Here is a 25,208-nt window from a genome sequence, read left to right as displayed (position 1 = left end):
AATAAATGTGACAACTAAATTATGAAATTTATTTTAACAAAGCTGCCACAATGTTATTTATTTTCATTTTTTATCCCTTTTTTTGCATCATTAAAACAAGCTAGGTTATGAAAAAAATTGTCGTTTTTGCTTCTGGATCGGGTACTAATGCTGAAAACATCATAAAGTATTTTGCAAAATCTAAACTTGCAACGGTTCAAGCAGTCTTTGCAAACAGCTCCATCGCCAAGGTGCTTGACAAAGCAAAAAACCATGGTGTTGCAACGAATATTTTTACTAAAGAACAATTTATTGAAGGGGAAGTATTACATAAAATAAATACAATTCAGCCTGATCTGATTGTTTTGGCTGGTTTTTTATTGAAATTCCCTGAAAATATCATCACATCCTATCCGGATAAGATCATAAACATACATCCTGCCTTGTTGCCAAAATATGGTGGTAAAGGAATGTACGGGATGAATATTCACCGAGCCATTGTAGAAAATAATGAAAAAGAAACCGGAATTACCATTCATTATGTTAATGAAAATTATGACGAAGGAAATATTCTTTTTCAAAAAAAAATAATTTTATCAGGGCACGAAACTCCAGAAGAAGTTGCCCAAAAAATTCATGAATTGGAACAAAAGTATTTTCCGGAAGTGATTGAAAGATTATTAACTCATAATTTTGAATTTTGAATTCTCACGACGTACACATATACACAGACGGTGCTGCTAAAGGCAATCCAGGTAACGGTGGCTATGGCGTTGTTATGGAATGGGTAGGAAAACCTTATAAAAAGGAATTCTATGAAGGTTTTCGTCGAACCACTAATAACAGAATGGAGTTGTTGGCAGTAATTGTAGGTCTCGAAAAGCTAAAAAATCCTAATACTACCGTTTTGGTGATTTCGGATTCTAAATATGTGGTAGATTCAGTAGTAAAAAAATGGGTTTTGGGTTGGGAAAAAAAAGGTTTTGCAGACCGGAAAAATGCTGATTTGTGGAAACGATTTTTAATTGTATATAGAAAACACAAAGTAGATTTTAAGTGGATCAAAGGCCACAACAATCATGTCCAAAACGAAAGATGTGATGCCTTAGCTGTTATGGCTTCAATGCAAAAACAACTTTCTATAGATGCTTTTTACGAAAGTACTTGTGAGTGATTATTATATTTGAGTAATTGCTAATTCGCTTTTTTTATATTTATTTGAAATCAAATCTTTGTTTATTGTGCTGTGAATGATTTTGGCTAGCGCTTCAATGGTTCTGATTTTTGCATAAGGACGGTGGTAAATAATACTCATTTCACGAACCGGAATAGGAGCGTTAAAAAAACTGACTTGTTTTTTTCTTTCGGTAGAAAGGGTGTTGTAATATAATTCGGGAATCAAAGTTAATCCGCCAAATTCGTCAATCATATTCAATAAAGTATCAAAAGAACTTGCTTCAAGTTTTAAATTTTCAACCATTTTTTCTTTTTTCTTTAAAGAACATAATTTAATAAATTGTTCTCTAAGGCAATGACCTTCTTCCAAAAGCCAGATTTTATGATTTCTAATTTCATCGGGTAAAATATAGTTCTGTACCGGGTCAATGTCGCCATACACCATTAAAGTTTCATAAAATAACACGATATCTTCAATTTCAGTGTCATGTAAAGGTGTCGCAACAATTCCCATGTCAAGTTGCCCTTCTTTCAGCTGTTTTGTAATGGAGTTGGTTGTTTGTTCTAAAATTTCTAGTTTTAAGTCAGGAAAGTTTTCTAAAATAGGTTTTAAAATTTTTGGAAGTAAAGAGTTTGCTATTGTCGGGATGATTCCAATTCTAATTTTTCCTTCAATTTTTCCAATACTCTTTTTGGCGTTGTCTTTTAAAAGCTGGCTATGAAGAACTACTTTTTTTGCATTTTCAATAGTTTCTATTCCAATTTCGGTTGTTTCAGTTGGATTTTTCTTTCGGTCAAAAATCACTATTCCAAGCTCTTGCTCTAATTTCTTGACCATTGCGCTCAATGTTGCTTGAGTTACATTGCAATACTCTGCGGCCTTAGTGAAATTTTTTAAGCGATCTACTGCAATTATATATTCTAATTGTTGGATATTCATATATAGATATTGTCTATAACAAAGATATAAAATTTCAGTTATGTCAATATGATTTTTGTCGATATTTTTGCATGAATTAAATAAAAAAATAATCTTATGAAACAAAAAGCATTAGTCTTATCAATAGCGATATTGATAACTCAGCTAACATTAGGTCAAACGTTGACAACAAATTCCGGAGCTCCAGTAGGAGACAATCAAAATTCAAAAACAATTGGACAAGATGGACAAGTCCTGCTTGAAGACATTCATTTGATTGAAAAACTAGCTACATTTGACCGCGAACGTATCCCGGAAAGAGTGGTTCATGCTCGAGGAACTGGTGCATTTGGAGAATTTGTTGCTGCCTCTGATTTTTCGGATGTTACGATGGCAGATTTCTTAAATAAAGCGGGTAAAAAAACACCATTATTGGTTCGGTTCTCAATGGTAATACATCAGGCAGGTTCTCCGGAAACGTACCGTGATCCTCGAGGTTTTGCAGTTAAATTTTATACTGAACAAGGAAATTATGATTTAGTAGGAAACAATTTGCCCGTTTTCTTTATCCGTGACGCAATGAAGTTTCCAGACATGGTTCATGCCTTTAAACCGTCCCCAATAACAAATGGCGCATCAGATCCGAACAGAGCATTCGATTTCTTTTCCAATGTACCAGAATCAACGCACATGTTTACTTGGGTATTTTCTGATTATGGAATCCCTGCTAATTTTCGCCAAATGGAAGGAAATGGAGTACATGCTTACAAATGGGTAAATGCGAAAGGCGAAGTAACCTACGTAAAATACAAATGGGTTCCGCAACAAGAAGTACGTAATTTATCGCAAGCCGAAGCTAATGCAATTCAATCCACACAAATTGAGCATGCTACTTTGGATTTGCGCAATGAAATTGAAAAAGGAAATTTTCCAAAATGGGATTTGTATGTTCAAATGTTGAAGAAAGAAGATTTTTTGGCTTTGGATTTTAATGCTGTTGATCCTACTAAAATTTGGCCTGAAAAAATTGCTAAACTGATAAAAGTAGGAACGATGACTTTGAATCAAAATCCATCAAATTATTTTCAACAAATAGAGCAAGCCGCTTTTTCGCCAGCAATTTTAGTTCCAGGTATTGAGCCTTCAGAAGATAAATTATTACAAGGGAGATTGTTCTCATATACTGATACACAACGCCATCGTTTAGGAGGGAATTTTCAACAAATTCCAGTAAACATGCCTAAAAACGGAGTGAACACCTACAATGAAAATGGGTATATGTCGTTGCGCCCTCAAACTGGTGATGTAAATTATCAGCCTTCAACAAATAAACCGGAGGTAAAGGATGATGCAAAATTCAAGTATTCAAAATCAGAATTTGCAAACGTAACTACTGCACAGTCAAAAATTTCGAAACCAAATGATTTTACACAAGCGGGAGATTTGTACCGTTCTTTTTCTAAGAAAGATCAAGATGCATTAATTTTTAATTTATCAGGTGCTTTAAAACAAGTAAAAAACAAAGTAATTGTTGCTAAGATGATTGCTCATTTTTATCAAGCGGATAGAGAATACGGAATGCGTTTAGCAAAAGAGCTTAAAATGGATCGTAAAGAATTAGAATCTTTAATGATGCAATAATTGTAAGGAAACTTAATAAAGGAGCGTTTTTAGCGCTCCTTTACTATTTAAATTTTAAAAAAATGAAAAAAATAATTTTCACCTTATTGATTTTAATTTCTGGTTTTTTGAATGCGCAAAACAGAGATGTTTTTGAGGCGGCAAGGACCAATGATCTAAAAACGATTGAAAAATTTGTACAGGAAGGGAATGATATAAATTTATTAAATTCCTCTGGTTATAGTTTGCTTATTCTGTCGGTTTACAATAATAATTATGAGGTTGCAACGTATTTGATTTCGCAAAAAGCAAATTTAGATATTCAGGATTCCTCCGGCAATTCCGCTTTGATGGGTGCGTGCTTTAAAGGGTATTCTTCCTTAGCAGAATTGTTATTGGCACACAAAGCAAGTCCAGACATAATAAATTACAATAAGGCAAATGCGTTATTTTTTGCTGCCACTTTTGGTCAGGAAAAATGTGTGGAAATTTTGTTGAACTATAAAATTAATACGCATCAAACAGACATTTTTGGAAAAACAGCTTTGGATTATGCGGTGAACCAAGAAAATGAGGCTATTATTGACTTATTAAATAAAAATATTTTGGTTAAATCATAAATTCAAATAAGGATAACAACTCTAATAATTATGGCGTAAATTAGTCTAAAACTACCTCTTAATTTGGCAAAATTTTACACCTCAGACTCTTTGCAACTTCACAAGTTATACCCTATCTTTGCGCCTTAATTTGAAACTACATAAATGAATAAATTATTGATTGTTGGAAGCGTTGCTTTTGATGCTATAGAAACGCCTTTTGGCAAAACGGATAAAATTTTAGGTGGAGCTGCACCTTATATAGGACTTTCGGCTTCTTTTTTTAATTTACAATCTGCCATAGTTTCTGTCGTTGGCGATGATTTTCCACAAGAATATTTAGATTTATTGACAGCAAGAAACATTGATATTTCTGGACTTGAAGTAGTAAAAGGTGGAAAAACGTTTTTTTGGAGCGGTCTTTACCATAACGATTTGAATTCAAGAGATACATTAGCAACGGAACTTAATGTTTTGGGTGATTTTCAACCGAAAGTCCCTCAGAATTTTAAAAATGCCGATATAGTAATGTTAGGAAATTTACATCCATTAGTACAAAGTAGCGTAATTGACCAAATGGAAACTAAACCAAAATTAGTGGTGCTCGACACTATGAATTTTTGGATGGATTGTGCTTTGCCTGAATTATTGGATGTGATGAAACGTGTTGATGTGATTACAATCAATGACGAAGAAGCAAGACAACTTTCGGGAGAATATTCTTTAGTGAAAGCGGCCGCTAAGATCCATAATATGGGGCCTAAATATGTAGTAATTAAAAAAGGTGAACACGGAGCACTTTTGTTTCACAATAAAGAAGTTTTCTTTGCGCCAGCACTGCCATTAGAAGAAGTTTTTGATCCAACAGGAGCAGGAGATACTTTTGCAGGAGGTTTTGCAGGATATTTAACACAGAGTGAAAACATCTCTTTTGAGAATATGAAAAATGCGGTTATATACGGTTCTAATTTAGCCTCATTTAGTGTGGAGAAATTTGGAACGGAACGGATGGTTAATTTAGATAAAGAGGAAGTTGTGTCCAGATTAAAACAATTTAAATCATTGACACAGTTTGACATAGAATTATAATACATGGAAACCTCGGAAACGGGGTTTTTTTGTTAAAAAAATATAAGAGATACCAAACTGGTTTGATTATTGCCCACATATAAATCAGTCCAATTCATTTTTTAGAATAACACAACAACAAACAACAACACAATGAGCGACGCTTTACAACACGAATGTGGAATAGCACTAGTTAGACTACTCAAACCGCTTGAATTTTACAAAGAGAAATACGGAACGGCTTTTTACGGAATACAAAAAATGTATCTCCTTATGGAAAAGCAGCACAATCGCGGGCAAGACGGAGCAGGTTTTGCAAGTATTAAAATGGATGTTGAACCTGGTGAGCGATACATAAGTCGCGTGCGATCAAACCATTCGCAGCCTATTCAAGATGTATTTAAACAAATAAATGAAAGAATAAATGAAGAGATGGCAGCTCATCCTGAATATGCGGATGATGTAGCGCTTCAAAAAGAGAATATTCCTTACCTAGGCGAATTGTTTTTGGGTCATGTGCGTTATGGAACTTTTGGGAAAAATAGTATCGAAAGCGTTCATCCATTTCTGCGTCAAAGCAATTGGATGCATCGAAATCTGATATTGGCCGGGAATTTCAATATGACCAATGTGAAAGAACTTTTTCAAAATTTGGTAGAATTGGGTCAGCATCCAAAAGAAATGGCAGATACGGTTACGGTTATGGAAAAAATCGGACATTTTCTGGACAAAGAAGTGATGCAGTTGTATCAGGATTGTAAAGAAGAAGGTTTGTCTAAAAGAGAAGCTTCTCCTGTAATTGCCGAACGCTTGGATATTGCTAAAATTTTGAGACGTTCTTCTAAAAATTTAGATGGAGGATATGCTATGGCTGGACTTTTAGGTCACGGTGATTCATTTGTCTTTAGAGATCCTGCCGGGATACGTCCAGCTTATTTTTATCAAGATGACGAAGTAGTTGTTGTTGCTTCTGAAAGACCGGTTATACAAACCGTTTTCAATGTGCCTTTCGAAAAAGTTCAAGAAATAGAACCTGGAACTGCATTAATAATTAAGAAAAACGGTACGGTTTCCATGGAAGAGATTCTTCCTCCAACAGTAAAAAAAGCCTGTTCTTTTGAACGAATTTATTTCTCAAGAGGAAGTGATGCTGAAATATATCAGGAAAGAAAAACATTAGGAAGATTGATACTTCCGGCGGTGTTAAAATCAATTGATCAAGACACAGACAATACGGTTTTCTCTTATATTCCAAATACTGCCGAGACGTCTTTCTACGGATTGGTGGAAGCAGCTCAAGATTTTCTGAATCAAAGAAAGAACAATTATATTCTTCAAAATAGAAATACCTTAACTAAGGAATCATTACAAGAACTCCTTTCTGTCAAAATTCGTACGGAGAAAGTAGCGATTAAAGACGCAAAACTTAGAACGTTTATTACAGAGGACAGCAGCCGTGATGATTTGGTTGCCCATGTGTATGATGTTACGTACGGCGTCATAAAGCCAACGGATAATTTAGTAATTATCGATGATAGTATTGTTCGAGGTACAACCCTGAAAATGAGTATCATCAAAATGATGGATCGTTTGAATCCAAAAAGAATTGTCGTCGTATCCTCTGCACCGCAAATACGGTATCCGGATTGTTACGGTATTGATATGGCAAAACTAGAAGGATTAGTAGCTTTTAAAGCCGCTTTAGAATTGCTAAAAGAAAGAAACATGTATCATATTGTTGATGAGGTATATGTGAAATGTAAAGCACAGGAAAACTTCAATGACACCGAAGTTATCAATTATGTAACAGCAATATATGCGCCTTTTCAACCGCAAGAGGTTTCGGATAAAATTGCACAAATGTTAAGCTCACCGGAGATAAAGGCCGAGGTAAAAATCATTTTCCAAACGGTAGAAGATTTGCATATTGCCTGTCCTAAAAATTTAGGGGATTGGTATTTTACGGGTGATTATCCAACGCCAGGAGGAAATAGAGTCGTTAATAGGGCTTTTATGAATTTTTATGAGGGGAAAGATGCTAGAGCATACTAATAATTGGTGCTGATAAGGTTTTAATCGGTTTTCCATGTTATTCATCTAATTTATTTGTAAGGGTAGTAACAACTAGTATAAATTTGAATCACCATAACATTAGTAGGTTAAGGTTATGGTAAATTTGGGGCAAAAAAGGTGGAAGAGATTCCACCTTTTTTATTGGAATGAAGTCTGAAAAAAGAGCATAGAAGAAAGAGAACAGAATAAAGAAAATAGAAAAAGACGAATAGCCAAGAGTTTATTCGTCTTTTTTGATAGAAAGTGTGGACAATCTATGAGGCATAAAAAAATAGACAAATTAACTTTTAAGTTATTTTGTCTATTCTCTATATTCTATTCTCTTAAAAGACTATTTCTCTAAAGCAAATCTTCTCGCCACTTCCGTCCAGTTAATTACATTGAAAAAGGCTTCGATATAATCTGGTCTTCTGTTTTGATAATGCAAATAATAAGCATGTTCCCAAACATCCATTCCTAAAATTGGAGTTCCGCCACAACCTATGCCTGGCATTAATGGATTGTCTTGGTTAGGAGTTCCGCAAACCTCAACTTTACCTCCTTTATGAACACAAAGCCACGCCCATCCAGAACCAAATTGAGTTGCTCCAGCTTTGCTGAACGATGCTTTAAATTCTTCAAAAGTTCCAAAAGCAGCTTCAATTGCAGCCAATAAATCTCCAGTTGGAAGTCCGCCACCATTTGGCGTCATTACCGTCCAAAACAAATTATGATTGTAAAAACCACCACCGTTATTACGAGCAGGCATGTTTTTCATGTCAAGATTAATCAAAATATTTTCGATCGTCTTTCCTTCCATATCCGTTCCTGCGATAGCAGCATTAAGATTGGTAGTATACGCATTGTGATGTTTCGAGTGATGAATTTCCATCGTGCGGGCATCAATATAAGGTTCTAATGCGTCATACGCATAAGGTAATTGTGGTAATTCAAAAGCCATAATATGATTGTTTAATGATTTATAAATATTTTATCCAAATTTAATCATTTAACTTTGGAAATAGAAATTCTATTTCGTTATAATTTCATTAAATTAATCAATAGTGTGCTCTTTAGAGTTGTAACATACTTGTTTTCAGAAGCTATTTACTTCGTCTGTTCCAATCTTTTATCCACCGAAAAGGCGCATAAAAAGGATTTTTACTTCAAACAAAGTTCACTGAACTCCTATAAGAGTAAAAGTTAGGTGAAGTAATCAGGGCTAAAAAACGACTGTGCTTTAAGGTATCATTCTGTTTTAAATACATGTTTTGGAACCGAAATATCCAAATTACGACTGCGCCATCGCCATACAAACAATACTGATTTTTGCACCCGGTATTTTAAGTATAGCCCGGGAACAAGCTTCTAAGGTGGCTCCGGTTGTAATAACATCATCAATTAAAAGGAAATGTTTGTTGTGATTTTTTTCAGTAAAGGAAACATCAAAAATAGATTCGATTCCTTCCGTTCTGCCTAGTAAATTTTTCTTGGATTGCGTTTTTGAATACACATTCCGAATCAAAAGTGAGTCATTGTAAGCTACATTTAAACTAGTGGAAAGTGCTTTTCCAAAAGCAGTAACTTGGTTGTATCCCCTTTCTTTTAGTTTCCTTCGATGCAATGGAACTGGAATAATTTCATTTACAGTTGTTAATAATTCAATGTTTTTCAAATCCTCGGCGTACCATTCCCCAAGAATTGTTCCTATTTCTTCGTGTCCTTTGTATTTCAAATTATGAATAAGCACTTGGACAATTCCCTTTTTATGAAAATAAAACAAAGCAGAAGTATGCACGACAGGAATTCGTCCGTAAAATTTTTTGAAAGCATCATTCTCTGGATTCAAATGATGATTGGTCAACGGAATATCGTGTCTGCAAACCGTACAAATCACATTTTCGTTCGCAATTAAAAAGGCGTTGCAACCGGAACAGACCTTTGGAAAAAAAAGATTAATAATGCTTTCAAACATGTAATCAGGGATTTATTTATAAAAATAGACAAAACAATGCTTCAATCTTTAACAATTTCCTTTTTTTTAAGTTCACTTTTTATATTTTTGCAGTATTATGGCAAAACAAGAAGATTTATTTAAGAATGTAATTTCGCATGCAAAAGAGTACGGATTTATTTTTCCGTCAAGCGAAATTTACGATGGTTTAAGTGCAGTCTATGATTATGCACAAAACGGAGTAGAATTAAAAAAGAACATACGCGAATATTGGTGGCGCGCCATGGTTCAAATGAACGATAACATTGTAGGTCTTGATGCCTCTATATTGATGCACCCAACTACCTGGAAAGCATCGGGTCACGTAGACGCGTTCAACGATCCATTGATAGACAACAAAGATTCAAAAAAAAGATATAGAGCCGATGTTTTGATTGAAGATTATGCTGAAAAACTCAACATAAAAGCAATCAAGGAAATCGAAAAGGCAAGAGTGCGTTTTGGTGACACCTTCAATGAACAGGAATTTGTGACTACAAATCCTCGCGTTATAGAGTATAAATCCAAAGAGAGAGAAATTCTGGAACGATTGGGACGTTCTTTAGGAAATGAAGATTTGGAAGATGTAAAAGCATTAATCGAAGAACTGGAGATTGCTTGTCCGGAAACGGGTTCCAGAAACTGGACCGAAGTGCGTCAGTTTAACTTGATGTTTGGTACCAAATTAGGCGCATCCGCAGATACAGCAATGGATTTATATTTGCGTCCGGAAACGGCACAAGGTATTTTTGTCAATTTCCTAAATGTTCAAAAATCAGGACGAATGAAAATTCCTTTTGGGATTGCACAAACTGGAAAAGCGTTTAGAAATGAAATCGTAGCCCGACAGTTTATTTTTCGTATGCGGGAGTTTGAACAAATGGAAATGCAATTTTTTGTGCGTCCAGGCGATGAAATGAAGCATTATGAATTCTGGAAAGAAGCCCGCTTGAAATGGCATTTATCACTTGGTTTAGGAAGAGAAAATTATCGTTTTCACGATCATGAAAAATTAGCCCATTATGCCAATGCAGCGGCTGATATTGAATTTAATTTCCCGTTTGGATTCAAAGAGTTAGAAGGAATTCACTCCAGAACTGATTTTGATTTGAAAGCACACGAGCAGTTTTCCGGCAGAAAATTACAATATTTTGATGCTGAATTAAATCAGAATTACGTTCCTTATGTAGTGGAAACTTCAGTTGGATTAGACAGAATGTTTTTGGCTGTTTTTGCCACTTCATTAAAAGAAGAAACATTAGAAGATGGCTCCACAAGAACTGTTTTGAAATTACCTTCGGTTCTGGCTCCAACTAAAGCAGCAATTTTGCCATTGGTAAAAAAAGACGGATTGCCAGAAATCGCACATAAAATCATTGACGATTTGCGTTGGGATTTTAATGTGACGTATGATGAAAAAGATGCCGTAGGAAGACGCTACAGAAGACAAGATGCGCTTGGAACGCCGTTTTGTATCACAGTAGATCATCAAACTATCGAAGATCAAACGGTTACTATTCGTCACAGAGACACGATGAAACAAGACCGTGTAGCGATTGCAGATTTAAAATCTATTATTGAAAATGAAGTTTCAATGAAAAACTGGCTGATGAAAATATAATTATTTGTAGTCTATATTCAAAAAAAGCTTCTCGATTGAGAAGCTTTTTTGTTTAAAATCGGTATCCTAACGTTATTCCGCCACGTCCTACTATCTCTGGACTATTATCACTAAATAAATTGCGTCCTATTCCAGCATTAAATTCAAAGACGAATCCTTTTCTATGAATCCATTTGGATCCAAGACCAAAACCAAGTGCGAAATCAGCTCCTACTTCATCTGCTACAAAATTAGTTATTGTCGTTCCATTATCGTAATAGTATGTTGTGTAGCCGTGATCTATATATGAATTTAACATTGCAAAACCTTCTACAAAAAATCCAGCAGCTGGTTTTTTTCCAAAATAAGCGCGGTAGTATGGAGTAAGACTAAAGTTAGTGTCAAATTCATCTTCAGCCACAAAAAAGAGTGAAATTCCTAATCCAGTATCCTCATTAATTAGTCGTTCATAAGTTAATTCTACCGCTCCTAGAACTAAAAATAGCGCATTCCCTTTTAATTCATTTCTTTGAAAATCGATTGTTTCTTTTTCTTGGCTAAAACCAAATAAAGAAGAAGTTAAGCAAATTAAGACAAATAATTTTTTCATAGTTTTTGTTTTTTGGAATAAAAGTAAGATAAATTTTTAAAAAAAATATTTTTAACAGTTACTTTTTGGTGGTTAATTCGGACAAAGTTATTATCAATCGACATTCATACTCTTTGAATCATCAGCACAACAAGTAACAGCTTCACTTTAGGAAAGTTTTTATGCTGACAACTAGAGGTGTTTACGAAATGAATTTAAATTCAAACGTCTATTAAAACAGTAATCATGTTCTTAATCGGATAAATCTGCATTTCATCTTAATGTATCAACATTTGTTAAAAACATATTAACAAGACCTATAAAAAAATAGTTAAATGCTTATTTTTAGAATGTTAAACACAAGTATTTTAGTCATTTTTTGATATTATTGTTTCATTAAATTGCTAAAACACCCCACCTAATTTAATAAACCAAAGTATATTTTGCTTTGGAAATCGGATGTAATGCTTAACAATCCCAGGAAAAGCAATTGATGAATTATTCGTACATTATTATTGACGACAATCAAGAAAGTGTTTTGAAAACAAAAGGCATTGCTGATGGTTTTTCAGAACTAACTTTTGTGGCCTCCGCAAATAATTATACTGATGGACTACATCTAATTTTAGAACATACGCCACAATTAGTTTTTCTTGAAATCGATCCTGTTGATACAACTAGCAATTTGTCTTTGGCATTGATCAATGAATTGCACCGTTACCTAAAAATAATTCCTAAAATTATTATTACCACCCGTAAAAAAGAGTTGGCTTTTGAAGCAATACAATATGAAGTGATGGATTATTTATTAAAGCCACTGGTACCAATCGATGTAATAAAATTGATTTTAAAATTAAATAAATCGGAAGTCGAAAGCGAGGTTGCTTTAAATGAATCGATCATCCTTGAAGAAAAGCCAACGTTCCTGCCACAACCTGAAACAGTACATCAGGGCCAGTCACTCACTTTGTGCATTAAATCATATGGGGATTATCGCTATATTGATGCAAAAGACATCTGTTACCTTAGAGCCGATAATAATTCAACGGACATTCATTTAAATAACGGGGAAATGATTACGGCTTTTAAAACATTGAAACATTTTGAAGGGGTATTGTCATATCCCTTTATTAGGATTCACAACAGTTATATTGTAAATAGGAACTATATTTCCAGAATTCACAGCGGAAATTCTGTGTGTTACATAAAAAACAGTACCGTAAAACTTCCTTTTTCTAAGTCTTACAAGACAAACATCGACCTTATTATCTCTGAATTTGCTAACGGAAATTATTTAGAAATCTAAAATTGTCCGTTCACCCGGATTTAATACCCATTCACTATCATTCGGGCAGGTTCTACCATATACCCTTTTTTTTGTAGGAAAAAATTAAGTTGTCTGTGTAGATTTACAAAAGAATTCCACGCTAATGTGGTTCTAGAAAAGTAAAATCAAACAACAATATAAAATTCCCAAATTATGAAAAAAGCAATTTTAACAATCGGATTATTTTCTTTAGTAATGGTATTAACTTCATTTACTTCAAATGAAGAAATTACTTCAACAACAAAAAATGATAACAAAGCAGAAGTTTTCAAAATTGAAAACGTACAACTAAATCTTGTTGGAAATGGTTCTGCTGGTGGAAACAAAAAAATGGACTAACCACATATATTTTTTTTTAAATTATAAAAGCTGTCAAATTTTTGGCAGCTTTTTTTATGCTAATACGTTTATTTTCTTATTTTTGATGGTAAAACTTTTTACTATTGAAACATCCTATATATACAACACTTTTTTTTATTTTTTTATTTTGTGGATGTACTCAAAAAAATACTCCAAATAAAATTACTTTAGATTCTAAAGATAGCCTTTCTACATATTTTTTATTGTCCAACGATTTTGATTTACCGTCTGAGCAACGAGAAAAATACGTAAAAAAAGCACTTCAAGTCATAACTCCACAAGAAAATGATTCTTTATATCGTGTAAACCTCTTCAAGATTGCTAATCGCTATTATAACTTAGCAAATTGGAAGGAGTATATAATAACAGTGCGATTGGTACTTGAAAAAGCTGAAATGAAGCAAGATGCATTTAGTATGGCAAAAGGGAATAATTATTTAGGAGATTATTATGACTCTCAAGGCATTCCGGATAGTTCATTCTTTTATTATAATAAAGCAGAAAAAATGTATTTTGAGTTAAACGACAATTATAACGTCGCAAAAACTATAATAATAAAAGCTAATTTACAATTTAATCAAAATGACTTATTAGGGTCTGAAAAAGCAGCTTCTAAAGCTTTAAAAATCATAAAGAATACTGACCAAAGCGACATCTTGTATGAAGCTTATAATTTATTAGGATTAATTTATAATGAACTAGAGGATTATAAAAATGCCATGAGGTATCACAATAGAGCTTTAGCCAGTATTGATGACGAGTTAATGGCCTCTTTTTATCAGCCAAAAGCGACTTCTTACAATAACATTGGTTACCTCCACCTTAAGACGCAAGACTACAAGCAGGCGAAAATATATTTTCAAAAAGGACTAGATCAAAAAAATGTATTTAAAGATAAGCCATCATTATACGCCATGTTATTGAATAATTTAGCGTATTCTAAATTCAAGCTTAATGAAAAGGAAGGGTTGCCAGGTTTGTTCTTTCGGTCATTAAAAATCAGAGATAGTTTACAACTTACTACGGGTGTCATAGCCAGTAAAATAAATTTATCCGAATATTTCATTTCAAAGAATGAAACTTTACGAGCAAGTCAGTTTGCCAAACAAGCCCTTGAATTATCCAAAAAAACAAACAATTATCGTAATGTTTTAAATTCGCTGAAGCAATTATCAATTATAGAGCCACAAAACGCTGCAGTTTATGGAAACGAATACATTCAAGTCAGCGAGAAATTACAAAAATCAGAACGTAAAATGGGTAATAAATTTACCCGTATCGAATACGAAACAGAGGAAATAAAAAACGAGAATAAGGACTTAGTACAACAAAACAGGAATTTAGTCTATATTTTTAGTGGTTTAGCAATGCTTGGTTTATTTTCCTTTGTCATTAGAACCCAAAAAGCAAAAAACAGAGAATTGTTATTCAAGCAACAACAGCAAATGGCCAATGAAGAGATCTATAATTTAATGATCACACAACAAAACACGATTGAAATAAATAGAATTAAGGAAAAGAAAAGAGTAGCACGCGAATTACACGACGGCGTTTTAGGCAGACTATTTGGAGTGCGAATTAACTTGGACAGCTTGAATAAGATTGTTGACGGGACTGCTGTGGAAAAGAGAAATAATTATTTAATAGAATTAAAAAATATTGAGCAGGATATTCGAGAAATTTCACATGACTTGAATAGAGAAAAATCAGAATTAATTAATAACTTCGTCGCCATAGTTAATAATTTATTTGAAGACCAAAAAAAGACTCATAAATCAAAATTAATTTCAAGTATTGATCCAGCTATAAAATGGGAACTAGTAAGTAACTCGCTAAAAATCAATTTATACCGTATTCTGCAGGAAGCACTCCAAAACAGTAATAAATATGCTAATGCTAATACCATTAAAATAGAACTAAGAAAAGAAGAAGATCATTTGATTTTAAAAATTAGTGACAATGGTGTTGGTTTTAATATAAAAACAGCTAAAAAAGGCATTGGTCTGCAAAACATACTTTTTCGGACCAAAGAATGCGATGGTATCTTTGACATACAATCCTCAAAAAAAGGAGGAACAATTATAACGGTTACCACCCCAATAGAATAAAAACAATCTTACAACTTATACAAAATGGCTAATGATTCCGTTGATACAGTAAAAACAAAGAATGAAATATTAATAGTTGACGACCATCCTTTTATAATAGAAGGATATAAAAATGCAATTACGAGGTATAATCCGGAGGAATTCGAGTTTTTTATAACTAAAGCAAAAGATTGCGAATCAGCCTACCATATTATTACCAATCCAGCTGTTGTGCCATTTGACATTGCTTTTTTAGATATTAGTATGCCGCCTTATGAAGAAAAAAATATTTATTCCGGCGAGGATTTGGCAAAATTAATATTAGAATACATGCCAAACTGCAAAATTATATTACTAACCATGTATACCGAATTGTTGAAGATAAAAACCATTATCAAAACAATAAATCCAAGTGGACTGGTTATAAAAAACGATTTAACTTTTGATGAATTAATTTTTGCTTTCGATAAGGTTATAAAAAACGAAAAATATTACAGCCAGTCCGTTTTAAAAATGTTGAATCAGGCAGAGGAAAATACAATAGAAATTGATCAATTTGATAAAGATATTTTGTTTCATATATCAAAAGGAACCAAGCTGAATGACATTCCACAATATATTCCAATTTCACTTGGCGCAATTGAGCAACGCAAACTGAATTTAAAAGAATTATTAAAAATAGAACATGGAAGCGATATTGATTTAGTCCAGGAAGCTAAAAACAAAGGATTGCTATTTTAATTTTATCAAATAAAAAACGACACTTAATAGGTGTCGTTTTTTATTTGTTTTAAAGAGATTTCTATTCACTCAAAGCATCCCAACCACGAGCTTTCAATGCTATTTTCGTGTTGGCACGAGTCACTAAATGAACGCCTTCGCTTTCTTGTGTCATGTGCCCAATGATTGTAAAGTTTGGATTCCCTTTGATTTTTTCAAAATCGTCCATGGCAATAGTGAAAAGCAATTCATAATCTTCGCCTCCGTTTATGGCAACAGTGGTACTGTCGATATCGAATTCTTCACAAACATTAATAAATGTTGGATCAATTGGTAGTTTGTCTTCGTATAAATTACACCCTACCTTAGATTGTTTGCACAAATGCATAATCTCAGACGATAATCCATCTGAAATGTCAATCATTGAAGTTGGTCTTATTTCTAAAGCGTGCAATAGAGTACGAACATCTTTGCGTGCTTCCGGTTTCAATTGTCGTTCAATTAAATATGTGTACGCATCTAAATCCGGTTGTGAATTTGGATTCACCTGAAACACTTGCTTTTCGCGTTCCAAAACTTGCAACCCCATATAAGCAGCCCCAATATCGCCAGTTACGACTAATAAATCTGTTTGTTTGGCACCATTTCTATACACGATTTCATTTTCATCTGCTTCGCCAATGGCAGTTATACTGATGATTAACCCTTTCTGGGAGGAAGTCGTATCCCCACCGATAACATCTACATTGTATTCATTTGCAGCATGCGTAATTCCTGCAAACAATTCATCCAAAGCTTCTAAAGGAAAACGATTAGAGACTGCTACTGAAACCGTGATTTGCGTGGGTTTAGCATTCATGGCGCAAATATCAGAAACATTGACCACTACCGCTTTGTAGCCCAAATGTTTTAAGGGCATGTATGCCAAATCAAAATGCACACCTTCTATCAATAAATCCGTCGAAACTACTACTCTTTTATCTTTGAAATCCAAAACAGCGGCGTCATCGCCAATTCCTTTTAAAGTTGAAGGCTGATTGATTTTGAAGTTTTTTGTCAAATGGGCAATCAATCCAAATTCGCCTAACTGAGCAATACTTGTGCGTTGTGGGTTTTTATCTTCGATCATTATTTAAATTATTTTTGAGGTTGCAAATATACAAAGAAATATTCGCCTTGATTTGTTCCAATTTTCATTAATTTCATTCGAACTTTCAAATACTTAAATCGGACAAAATGAAATTATTTGATATCGTTACCCGTTGGGCATAATTGAAAATTCACTTATGATGTAAAAACAACCGTTCAGAGATGAGCGATTTTTTTGCATTACCTAATTAAATTCAAATTAAACAAGCGTAAAAATAAAGGTTTGCACCTATCTGTTACGCGTGTATAAAATCAATCAATAGAATTATATTGAATATTGCATTATCTGTTACGTGCGTGTAAACATTATTTAATTAAATTCTATTAATAGTTGATTAATCAGATTTTTTTTTAATATTAGAGGGGAATTTTAATTTATTTCAGTTACTTATATGAACTAAAAAAACACCCAGAAAATGAGTGTTTTTTAAAATGGCTAACTAAATGTTAACTAAAATGTTTGTTAAGTACTGTAAACAGGGTATTAAAGTGACCACGGCAGGGTTCGAACCTGCAACCCTCAGAGTCGAAATCTGATATTCTATCCAGTTGAACTACGCAGTCAATATTATTTCAGATTATTCAGCAACAGTTTTATATCCTATATATAAAACTGTTGCTCTTAAATCATAAATCTATGTCAATAATTTTTTAACTATAGTAGAGATCGTTTTCCCCTCAGCAGTTCCACCTAATTGTGCTGCGGCCAATCCCATTACTTTTCCCATTGCTGCAATGCCTGCGGCACCAGTTTCGGCAATGATTTTTGCTACTACAGCTTCTACTTCTGCTTCGCTTAATTGTGCTGGCAAGAATTTTTCTATTACTGCTATTTGTGCTAATTCTGGTTCAGCCAAATCCAAACGATTTTGTTCTGTAAAAATTTTAGCGCTATCCTTACGGGTTTTTACTAATTTTTGAAGCAATTTTATTTCATCATTCTCTGAGATTTCTTCTTTTGATCCTGTAGCGGTTTGCGCTAGTAAAATTTCAGATTTAATAGCTCTTAAGGCTTCTAGAGCAACTGTGTCTTTGGCTCTCATGGCTGTTTTAATTTCGTCCATGATGTGTATTGATAAACTCATAATATTTAGTGTTTATTTATTAATCGATTATTTATCAAATCGATTATTGAAATGCTCATTATAAAACCACTACTTTTCTGAATGTTCGAAAGGGTAGTAAAGGCTCCTGCTTTTTTTGCGGGACTTGAAACAACCGCTTTTTTAATGCCCGACAAATTTAAAAAAATTTACTGGAATTAACAACAAATTGCCTTGTTCAGATTACACAAAAAAAGTAACCCGAAAATCAAATTAAATTTTCGGGTTACTTAGTTTATTTTGAGTTCATTAATCCACGTTATCGTGTAAGTATGAATTATTTGAACGCAGCTGCAAATCATTATTACTATCCGTTCCTACAGAAATTCTAGAATTCGTATTATTAGCTTGATGGTTTGAAATGTCTATTCCTAATCTTTTGTAAGCCGGTTCTTTTTCATATTCTTCAATTTTAGAGACATTGTTATGAAACTTATAATTGAATTCTTTTAATTTTTTCCTTCTTTCATCCGCTCTCATTCGCAATGATTCTTCGATAGTCATTTCAGTAGGCGAAATTGCTTGAAAGTCAACTGGAACCAGCGCTGCGCTGTCAACTTGTTTCATGGTAATGTTTAATTCCTCCGGAATTACAACCTCTGGAGTTTTCGCTACTGGTTTTGCCATGAAATCATTTTCTGGCTCCATATATTCTTCAAGAGAATATTTAATGATTCCGTTATCTGTCAATTCCGTTACCGGAACAAATTGAACGGCTTCATTTACTCTTATATCACTCATTTCTGGAGTCAATTCAAATAAAATTTTACTGGCCTCTACCGGAACTACAGGCGCTGTTTTAAAAAGTGGCAGATCAAAGGAGAATGTAGTTTGTTCCTGTCTTTCTACTGCTTTTGGCTGAATAGTCTTTAGCTCTTTAACCTCGGCGACAGGTGATGTGATTGTAAAATCAATATCTGTTATTGGAGAAACAATTTCAAAAGTCACATCTAAGTTTTTGATAAATTCAGACATAACGATTAGTTCTTCGTTATTAATGACTGGCACCGTTACCACTGGCTCAGGAGCAGCTACTGTATCTTCTAATAAATCAAAAATAACTCTCTCATTTGAATTAGTCGATGGTGATTCCATATTCAAATCAAATGCAGCAACTGTCTTGTTGGTTAGATTATGAACACTTCGCTGTTCGTCCCCTAGTGTATGTATTATTTTTTTTGGTTCTGTATTTACAATTTCGTTTTGTTGTTCGATATCAAATCCTGTGGCAATAATGGTCACAGCAATAGCGTCTCCCAGAGATTCATCTTCACCAACTCCCATGATAATGTTAGCGTTATGGCCTGCTTCCACTTGTATGTGATCATTAATCTCTCCTATTTCGTCAATGGTAATTTCATTAGTTCCAGAAACGATAAGCAACAATACGTTTTTGGCACCTGTAATTTTATTGTCATTCAACAAAGGAGAATCTAAAGCGGCGATAATCGCTTCCTTAGCTCTGTTTTCACCTGAAGAAACAGAAGATCCCATAATAGCCGTTCCGCTATTAAACAATACTGTTTTCGCATCTCTTAAATCGATATTCTGGGTGTAGTGATGCGTAATTACTTCGGCAATACCTCTTGAGGCTGTCGCCAAAACTTCATCTGCTTTTGAAAACCCTGCTTTGAAACCAAGATTTCCATATACTTCTCTTAATTTATTATTATTGATAACAATTAAAGAATCGACTTGTTTGCGTAATTTTTCGATACCAATTAAGGCTTGTTCCTGACGCACTTTCCCTTCAAACAAGAAAGGCAAAGTCACAATACCCACCGTAAGAATGTCTCTTTCTTTAGCCAATTGTGCAATTACTGGTGCAGCACCCGTACCAGTACCACCACCCATTCCGGCTGTGATAAATACCATTTTAGTATTGCGATCCAACATTTTTTCAATCTCGGAAATGCTTTCAATAGCTGATTGCTGTCCAACATCCGGGTTTGCTCCTGCACCAAGTCCTTCGGTTAAGTGTACTCCTAGCTGAATTTTATTAGGCACAGAACTACTCTGTAAAGCTTGAGAATCCGTATTACATACGATAAAATCTACGCCTTTGATCCCTTGTTTAAACATGTGATTGATAGCGTTACTTCCGCCTCCACCTACACCAATAACTTTGATTACATTTGATTGGTTTTTTGGTAAATCAAATGAAATACTTCCAAATTCTGAGTTGCTCATCATTTTATTTGGTTTTTGATATTTATTATTAATTCTTGTGAATGTTTTTACTGTCTATTCTGCATTATCCAGAAAGTCTTTAATCTTATCAACATAACGATCAAAGAAATTTTTCTGTATTCTGTTTACGGTAGAATTCTGTTTTTCTTTTGAATTCTGACCTTCTTCCCCTTCCTCTTCCTCTTTTTCAGGAATTTCATACACAAGATTTTCAGCCGCGGCTGCCCTGTAAGCCAATGTTCTTGGTTGCTCTACAGCATCTTTTCTAACTGCACTCTGTGATTTATTCTCAATACTTTTCATTACTAACCCAACAGCTGTTGCGTACAAAGGACTTGAAATCTCCTCGTCAGAATTCCCTGCTAGATGTTCATTTGGATATCCAATTCTGGTATCCATCCCAGTAATGTATTCTACTAATTGCTTGATGTGTTTCAATTGGGCACCTCCGCCAGTCAGCACTATCCCTGCAATTAGCTTTTTGCGAGGATCTTCATGACCGTATGCTTTTACCTCTGTAAATACTTGATCTACGATCTCAACAACACGCGCATGAATTATTTTGGAAAGATTCTTTAACGAAATTTCTTTTGGTTCTCTGCCTCTTAATCCCGGAATGGAAACAATTTCGTTGTCTCTATTTTCTCCTGGCCAAGCAGAACCAAATTTAACTTTCAACAATTCAGCTTGTTTTTCAATAATCGAGCATCCTTCTTTGATATCTTCCGTAATGACATTACCACCAAAAGGAATTACCGCTGTGTGACGAATAATACCATCTTTAAAAATAGCCAAATCTGTTGTTCCTCCACCAATATCGATCAATGCAACTCCAGCTTCTTTTTCTTCCTGACTCAAAACGGCATCTGCTGAAGCCAATGGTTCTAATGTTAAACCTGATAATTCGATTCCGGAACTTTGAATGCATCTGCCTACATTACGTATCGATGAAGCTTGCCCCACTACAACATGAAAACTAGACTCTAATCGTCCGCCATACATTCCTATAGGCTCTTTGATTTCGGATTGTCCGTCAATTTTAAATTCTTGCGGCAAAACATGTATGATTTCTTCCCCTGGCAACATGGCCAATTTATTTACTTGATCAATCAAAAGCTGAATGTCATTCCCTCCAATTACTTCTTCGGGATTGCTTCTACTGATATAATCAGTATGCTGAATACTGCGGATGTGTTGTCCCGCGATTCCTACCACTACATCTTTTATTTTATAACCTGAATTATTTTCGGCTTCTTGAATCGCTTGCTGTATTGACTGTATGGTTTGAGTAATATTATTTACCACGCCTCTTGCTACACCTAAACTTTTAGATTTTCCTACACCTAAAATTTCTAGTTTGCCATATTCATTCTTCTTGCCTATCATGGCAACTATTTTAGTTGTCCCAATATCTAGACCTACTGCAATATTCTCTTTTTCCATTATCTATTATTTAGTGCAAACTACTTGTTCCGTAAATCGGAGGTCAATTTTCTTATATTTATACAACGAACTGTCTAAAACCGCTTTTTGAAAAAAAGCTTTATAATTTTTAAATTTATGCGCTACATGTATCAATTTACCAAAATCTATTTGATAGTCAAAATTTCTGTTTAACATTTTTAAGCTTCCATTTGGCATAATTTGAACTCCAATGATGTTTTTTTTCAAAAAATCATCTTCATAAATCATGCGAAGTAAACTAGTTAAATCTTCGTTGTTGTTTTTATTTATTCTCCCTGAAACAAGCGGAACTCTTGCTGTAAAATTAGTTGATAACGGCATTCTATTCCCTTCGTAATCAATGTAAAAAGAACCTTCATCACCAAAAACTCTAGCAATAGGTTTTTTTTGTTTGACTACTGCTTTTAACACCCCGTCAATGGTTACAAATACGTGTGATTTTTCAATCATCGCATGTGCATCGAGAGTGGATTCCAACTTATTCAAATCTAAATTAACTTTTTGAATGCTTGATGCCTCTTTTTTATTTTCTATTAACAATTTATCAACCGTTTCTTGCCGCACAAAAGGAGCGTTATCCCCTACAAAAACAACGACAGATTTAGACAGTTTTCTATTTTTATTTCGATCTGATGTAAACGAAAAAAGAAAAATCACTACCACAACCATGAGCAATAATCTAATATTGGTCCAATTAAATACTTTCATGTATCGCTTTTTTTATGATTGGTACTAATTCTCCAATATCTCCTGCTCCAATTGTTACTATTACAGTAGCACCGCTTGCTAAAATTGTTGGAATTAAATCCTCTTTAGAAACTATTTTTTTATGGTTATTAGTCATTTTACTCATCAACCATTGTGCGTTAACACCCTCCATTGGCAATTCACGAGCCGGATAAATATCTAATAAAACAACCTCATCAAAGGCGGATAAACTTTTAGCAAAATCATCCACAAAATCTCTGGTTCTACTAAACAAATGAGGTTGAAAAACAGCCAATACTTTTTGATTTGGATACAATTCGCTGACTGCTTGATGCACGGCATTTATCTCTGTAGGATGATGCGCATAATCATCTATATATACTTTTCTATCCGTTTTTATTTGGTACGAAAACCTTCTTTTTATTCCTTTGAATGATGCAATGCCTTTTGCAATGGCATCGGTTGGGGTGCCGAATAAGTTAGCCATTGCAATAGCCATTAATGCATTCATTAAATTATGTCTTCCCGGTAAACCAAAATGTAAATCTCTAATTATTTCGGTAGGCGTTTGCACATCAAAAACGTAACTGCCGTTTCCTACTCTAACATTAAATGCCTTGTAAACAGCCGCTTCGTTTACTGCACAAGTGATGCCTTCTAATGGCAATTCTTTTGTTATGAAAAGATTGTTTTTATCTTCTATTTTAGAAGCAAATTCAATGAAAGAAGCTTCTATTGCTTCACTGGTTCCATAAATATCTAAATGATCCGCATCCATTGAGGTAATACATGCAATATTAGGATGCAAATGCAAAAAGGAACGGTCAAATTCATCCGCTTCAACTACAGTCACGGTTGAACCGCTTCCTATTAAATTTGAATTATAATTTTCGACTATTCCACCAATAAACGCGGTAACATCAGCACCACTTTCATACAAAAGATGGCCTAAAATTCCTGATGTAGTTGTTTTACCATGTGTTCCGGCAACCGCAAAACAAAAGGTGTCTTTTGTAATTAACCCTAAAACTTCGGCTCTTTTTTTGATTTGGTAATTTCTTTCTACAAAAAAATTCCACTCAGAATGCGTCTTAGGAACAGCCGGAGTAATAATTACCAGTGTATTGTCTAGATAAAAATCTTTTGGAATCAAATCAATACTGTCTTCGAAATGAATTGAAATTCCACTTTCAATTAACTCCGTAGTAAGAATAGAAGGCGTTTTATCATAACCCGAAACTTGCTTTCCCAAATTGCGAAAATAACGAGCCAGATTACTCATCCCGATTCCTCCAATCCCTATAAAATAGACGTTATGTATTTGATTTAAGTTCATTTTTTTATGTCTTAAAGTCTTAAAGCCTTAAAGTTTTAAAGTCATTTGACTTTATGCCTTTCGGATTTGGACTAATTTAATTATTTCATCTACAATTTGTTTTGTTGCTTCTGGCAGAGCCAACTGTTTTATGTTTTCACTAAGTTCTTTCTGTTTTTCCGGATCATTGACCAAGGACTCAAAAACAACACTAAATTGTGTGTCCAGTTGATTTTCTTTAAGCAGAATTGCTCCATTTTGATCTACTACAGCTTGCGCATTTTTAGTTTGATGGTCCTCTGCAACATTAGGCGAAGGGATAAAAATCACCGGTTTACCAACAATGCATAATTCCGAAACAGAAGATGCTCCTGCCCGGGAAATCACAAAATCTGCTGCTGCATATACTAAATCCATCCGGTCAATAAAAGAATGAATTTGTATGTTTTCATTTTCTTGACAATATTTATACTCCTCAAAATACAATTTCCCACATTGCCAGATCACTTGTACATTATGGGCTGAAAAAGTTAGAATTTCTTTAGCAATCAACTGATTTACTCTTCTTGCACCAAGACTTCCTCCTAATACCAAAAGCGTTTTTTTATTGGGATCTAAATCAAAATAGCGAATTGCCTCCGCTCTTTTACTGTCAATATCAATTAAATCCTGACGCACTGGATTTCCAGTCAAAATCATTTTTTCTTTCGGAAAAAATCGCTGTAAATTCTCGTAAGCCACACAAATCTTATTGGCTCTTTTGCTTAACAATTTATTGGTAATTCCTGGAAAGGAATTTTGTTCCTGAATCAGTGTTGGAATTCCGCAAAGCGCTGCTATCTGTAACAACGGTCCACTGGCAAAACCACCTGTTCCTATTACTACATCTGGTTTAAATTGTTTGATTATAGTACGTGATTTCAATAAACTACTAATCAGTTTTATTGGAAAAAGAGTGTTATCAAAGGTGAATCGTCTTTGTAATCCTGCAATCCATAACCCTATTATTTTGTAGCCTGCCTGAGGTACTTTTTGCATTTCCATTTTATCTTTGGCCCCTACAAAAAGGAAATCAGCGTCCGGAAAACGAATTTTCAATTCATTAGCAATAGCAATTGCCGGATAGATATGCCCACCCGTTCCACCTCCACTTAATATGAATTTATACTGTTTCATTTTCAATCAATTAC

At 34.1% G+C, this 25,208-nt stretch carries 22 protein-coding genes and 1 tRNA gene; 11 read left to right on the top strand and 12 right to left on the bottom strand.

Annotated features, from left to right (window positions below; genetic code table 11):
* The first annotated feature begins 107 nt into the window (after window positions 1–107).
* Both EKL95_RS06405 and rnhA read left to right on the top strand, forming a co-directional pair.
* A complete protein-coding gene (locus tag EKL95_RS06405) occupies window positions 108–683 on the top strand; it encodes a phosphoribosylglycinamide formyltransferase (protein WP_126554676.1) in 576 nt (191 codons plus the stop codon).
* The gene (gene rnhA / locus EKL95_RS06400) at window positions 680–1,153 is read left to right on the top strand and encodes a ribonuclease HI (protein ID WP_126461787.1); all 474 of its coding nucleotides are present in this window, start codon (window positions 680–682) and stop codon (window positions 1,151–1,153) included. The genes EKL95_RS06405 and rnhA overlap by 4 nt, the downstream gene beginning before the upstream one ends.
* Before the next feature lie 3 nt (window positions 1,154–1,156).
* Here rnhA and EKL95_RS06395 read toward each other — a convergent pair whose 3' ends face one another.
* The gene (locus EKL95_RS06395) at window positions 1,157–2,095 is read right to left on the bottom strand and encodes a hydrogen peroxide-inducible genes activator (RefSeq protein ID WP_126563800.1); all 939 of its coding nucleotides are present in this window, start codon (window positions 2,093–2,095) and stop codon (window positions 1,157–1,159) included.
* Between the two features lie 96 nt (window positions 2,096–2,191).
* Between EKL95_RS06395 and EKL95_RS06390 the strand changes: the two genes are divergently transcribed.
* The 4 genes from EKL95_RS06390 to EKL95_RS06375 all read left to right on the top strand — a co-directional run bounded on the left by EKL95_RS06390 (window position 2,192) and on the right by EKL95_RS06375 (window position 7,413).
* Window positions 2,192–3,715: a catalase gene (locus tag EKL95_RS06390; protein ID WP_126563799.1), complete on the top strand. Its 1,524-nt coding sequence runs from the start codon at window positions 2,192–2,194 to the stop codon at window positions 3,713–3,715.
* 62 nt (window positions 3,716–3,777) lie between these two features.
* The gene (locus EKL95_RS06385) at window positions 3,778–4,314 is read left to right on the top strand and encodes an ankyrin repeat domain-containing protein (RefSeq protein WP_126461781.1); all 537 of its coding nucleotides are present in this window, start codon (window positions 3,778–3,780) and stop codon (window positions 4,312–4,314) included.
* Between the two features lie 144 nt (window positions 4,315–4,458).
* On the top strand, window positions 4,459–5,382 hold the full coding sequence (locus EKL95_RS06380) for a PfkB family carbohydrate kinase (protein WP_126461778.1): 924 nt from the start codon (window positions 4,459–4,461) through the stop codon (window positions 5,380–5,382).
* 132 nt (window positions 5,383–5,514) lie between these two features.
* Entirely contained in the window at window positions 5,515–7,413 is a 1,899-nt protein-coding gene (locus tag EKL95_RS06375) for an amidophosphoribosyltransferase (RefSeq protein ID WP_126563798.1), read from the top strand.
* A 352-nt stretch (window positions 7,414–7,765) separates the two neighbouring features.
* Here EKL95_RS06375 and EKL95_RS06370 read toward each other — a convergent pair whose 3' ends face one another.
* Together EKL95_RS06370 and EKL95_RS06365 are read right to left on the bottom strand one after the other, a co-directional pair.
* Window positions 7,766–8,374 (bottom strand): superoxide dismutase, encoded by a 609-nt coding sequence (locus EKL95_RS06370; protein WP_126461769.1) that lies wholly within the window; start codon window positions 8,372–8,374, stop codon window positions 7,766–7,768.
* A 330-nt stretch (window positions 8,375–8,704) separates the two neighbouring features.
* A complete protein-coding gene (locus EKL95_RS06365; protein ID WP_126563797.1) occupies window positions 8,705–9,388 on the bottom strand; it encodes a ComF family protein in 684 nt (227 codons plus the stop codon).
* A gap of 97 nt (window positions 9,389–9,485) precedes the next feature.
* Between EKL95_RS06365 and EKL95_RS06360 the strand changes: the two genes are divergently transcribed.
* On the top strand, window positions 9,486–11,027 hold the full coding sequence (locus tag EKL95_RS06360; protein WP_126461762.1) for a glycine--tRNA ligase: 1,542 nt from the start codon (window positions 9,486–9,488) through the stop codon (window positions 11,025–11,027).
* A 52-nt stretch (window positions 11,028–11,079) separates the two neighbouring features.
* Here EKL95_RS06360 and EKL95_RS06355 read toward each other — a convergent pair whose 3' ends face one another.
* Window positions 11,080–11,616: a DUF3575 domain-containing protein gene (locus tag EKL95_RS06355; protein WP_126461759.1), complete on the bottom strand. Its 537-nt coding sequence runs from the start codon at window positions 11,614–11,616 to the stop codon at window positions 11,080–11,082.
* Window positions 11,617–12,088: 472 nt separating this feature from the next.
* On the opposite strand from EKL95_RS06355, the gene EKL95_RS06350 reads away from it, so the two are divergent.
* From EKL95_RS06350 to EKL95_RS06335, 4 genes are all read left to right on the top strand, one after another.
* Entirely contained in the window at window positions 12,089–12,901 is an 813-nt protein-coding gene (locus tag EKL95_RS06350; RefSeq protein ID WP_126461756.1) for a LytR/AlgR family response regulator transcription factor, read from the top strand.
* Between the two features lie 174 nt (window positions 12,902–13,075).
* A complete protein-coding gene (locus tag EKL95_RS06345) occupies window positions 13,076–13,261 on the top strand; it encodes a hypothetical protein (protein ID WP_126563796.1) in 186 nt (61 codons plus the stop codon).
* A gap of 224 nt (window positions 13,262–13,485) precedes the next feature.
* Window positions 13,486–15,390, top strand: a complete 1,905-nt coding sequence (locus tag EKL95_RS06340; RefSeq protein WP_233589389.1) for a tetratricopeptide repeat-containing sensor histidine kinase — start codon at window positions 13,486–13,488, stop codon at window positions 15,388–15,390.
* A gap of 24 nt (window positions 15,391–15,414) precedes the next feature.
* The gene (locus tag EKL95_RS06335; protein ID WP_126563795.1) at window positions 15,415–16,110 is read left to right on the top strand and encodes a response regulator; all 696 of its coding nucleotides are present in this window, start codon (window positions 15,415–15,417) and stop codon (window positions 16,108–16,110) included.
* Between the two features lie 61 nt (window positions 16,111–16,171).
* Here the strand turns inward: EKL95_RS06335 and thiL are convergent, their stop codons facing one another.
* The 8 genes from thiL to murG form a co-directional block, all read right to left on the bottom strand.
* Window positions 16,172–17,218, bottom strand: a complete 1,047-nt coding sequence (gene thiL, locus EKL95_RS06330) for a thiamine-phosphate kinase (protein WP_126563794.1) — start codon at window positions 17,216–17,218, stop codon at window positions 16,172–16,174.
* A 510-nt stretch (window positions 17,219–17,728) separates the two neighbouring features.
* Window positions 17,729–17,802 (bottom strand) — tRNA-Arg (locus EKL95_RS06325).
* Window positions 17,803–17,873: 71 nt separating this feature from the next.
* Window positions 17,874–18,323 (bottom strand): GatB/YqeY domain-containing protein, encoded by a 450-nt coding sequence (locus tag EKL95_RS06320; RefSeq protein ID WP_126563793.1) that lies wholly within the window; start codon window positions 18,321–18,323, stop codon window positions 17,874–17,876.
* A gap of 267 nt (window positions 18,324–18,590) precedes the next feature.
* Window positions 18,591–20,534 carry a cell division protein FtsZ gene (gene ftsZ / locus EKL95_RS06315; protein ID WP_126563792.1) on the bottom strand — a complete coding sequence of 648 codons (1,944 nt, stop codon included), beginning with the start codon at window positions 20,532–20,534 and terminating at the stop codon, window positions 18,591–18,593.
* Between the two features lie 51 nt (window positions 20,535–20,585).
* Window positions 20,586–21,974 (bottom strand): cell division protein FtsA, encoded by a 1,389-nt coding sequence (gene ftsA / locus EKL95_RS06310; protein ID WP_126461738.1) that lies wholly within the window; start codon window positions 21,972–21,974, stop codon window positions 20,586–20,588.
* Between the two features lie 6 nt (window positions 21,975–21,980).
* Entirely contained in the window at window positions 21,981–22,703 is a 723-nt protein-coding gene (locus EKL95_RS06305) for a cell division protein FtsQ/DivIB (protein ID WP_126461735.1), read from the bottom strand.
* Complete coding sequence (murC, locus tag EKL95_RS06300) at window positions 22,690–24,039, bottom strand: UDP-N-acetylmuramate--L-alanine ligase (RefSeq protein ID WP_126562848.1); 1,350 nt, start codon at window positions 24,037–24,039, stop codon at window positions 22,690–22,692. Before murC ends, EKL95_RS06305 begins: the two co-directional genes overlap by 14 nt.
* Before the next feature lie 51 nt (window positions 24,040–24,090).
* Window positions 24,091–25,194 (bottom strand): undecaprenyldiphospho-muramoylpentapeptide beta-N-acetylglucosaminyltransferase, encoded by a 1,104-nt coding sequence (murG, locus tag EKL95_RS06295; RefSeq protein ID WP_126563791.1) that lies wholly within the window; start codon window positions 25,192–25,194, stop codon window positions 24,091–24,093.
* Window positions 25,195–25,208 lie beyond the last annotated feature (14 nt).

It is taken from the genome of Flavobacterium sp. LB2P53 (assembly GCF_003970305.1).
Taxonomy (GTDB): Bacteria; Bacteroidota; Bacteroidia; order Flavobacteriales; family Flavobacteriaceae; genus Flavobacterium.
The sequence above is the reverse complement of the archived record's forward strand: the minus strand, read 5'-3'. Positions and strand labels throughout refer to the sequence as shown.

Coding starts and splice junctions, on each gene's coding strand:
- EKL95_RS06405 (WP_126554676.1), top strand. CDS start 108: ATGAAAAAAATTGTCGTTTTTGCTTCTGGATCGGGTACTAATGCTGAA.
- EKL95_RS06395 (WP_126563800.1), bottom strand. CDS start 2,095: ATGAATATCCAACAATTAGAATATATAATTGCAGTAGATCGCTTAAAA.
- EKL95_RS06390 (WP_126563799.1), top strand. CDS start 2,192: ATGAAACAAAAAGCATTAGTCTTATCAATAGCGATATTGATAACTCAG.
- EKL95_RS06385 (WP_126461781.1), top strand. CDS start 3,778: ATGAAAAAAATAATTTTCACCTTATTGATTTTAATTTCTGGTTTTTTG.
- EKL95_RS06380 (WP_126461778.1), top strand. CDS start 4,459: ATGAATAAATTATTGATTGTTGGAAGCGTTGCTTTTGATGCTATAGAA.
- EKL95_RS06375 (WP_126563798.1), top strand. CDS start 5,515: ATGAGCGACGCTTTACAACACGAATGTGGAATAGCACTAGTTAGACTA.
- EKL95_RS06370 (WP_126461769.1), bottom strand. CDS start 8,374: ATGGCTTTTGAATTACCACAATTACCTTATGCGTATGACGCATTAGAA.
- EKL95_RS06365 (WP_126563797.1), bottom strand. CDS start 9,388: ATGTTTGAAAGCATTATTAATCTTTTTTTTCCAAAGGTCTGTTCCGGT.
- EKL95_RS06360 (WP_126461762.1), top strand. CDS start 9,486: ATGGCAAAACAAGAAGATTTATTTAAGAATGTAATTTCGCATGCAAAA.
- EKL95_RS06355 (WP_126461759.1), bottom strand. CDS start 11,616: ATGAAAAAATTATTTGTCTTAATTTGCTTAACTTCTTCTTTATTTGGT.
- EKL95_RS06350 (WP_126461756.1), top strand. CDS start 12,089: ATGAATTATTCGTACATTATTATTGACGACAATCAAGAAAGTGTTTTG.
- EKL95_RS06345 (WP_126563796.1), top strand. CDS start 13,076: ATGAAAAAAGCAATTTTAACAATCGGATTATTTTCTTTAGTAATGGTA.
- EKL95_RS06335 (WP_126563795.1), top strand. CDS start 15,415: ATGGCTAATGATTCCGTTGATACAGTAAAAACAAAGAATGAAATATTA.
- thiL (WP_126563794.1), bottom strand. CDS start 17,218: ATGATCGAAGATAAAAACCCACAACGCACAAGTATTGCTCAGTTAGGC.
- EKL95_RS06320 (WP_126563793.1), bottom strand. CDS start 18,323: ATGAGTTTATCAATACACATCATGGACGAAATTAAAACAGCCATGAGA.
- ftsZ (WP_126563792.1), bottom strand. CDS start 20,534: ATGATGAGCAACTCAGAATTTGGAAGTATTTCATTTGATTTACCAAAA.
- ftsA (WP_126461738.1), bottom strand. CDS start 21,974: ATGGAAAAAGAGAATATTGCAGTAGGTCTAGATATTGGGACAACTAAA.
- EKL95_RS06305 (WP_126461735.1), bottom strand. CDS start 22,703: ATGAAAGTATTTAATTGGACCAATATTAGATTATTGCTCATGGTTGTG.
- murC (WP_126562848.1), bottom strand. CDS start 24,039: ATGAACTTAAATCAAATACATAACGTCTATTTTATAGGGATTGGAGGA.
- murG (WP_126563791.1), bottom strand. CDS start 25,194: ATGAAACAGTATAAATTCATATTAAGTGGAGGTGGAACGGGTGGGCAT.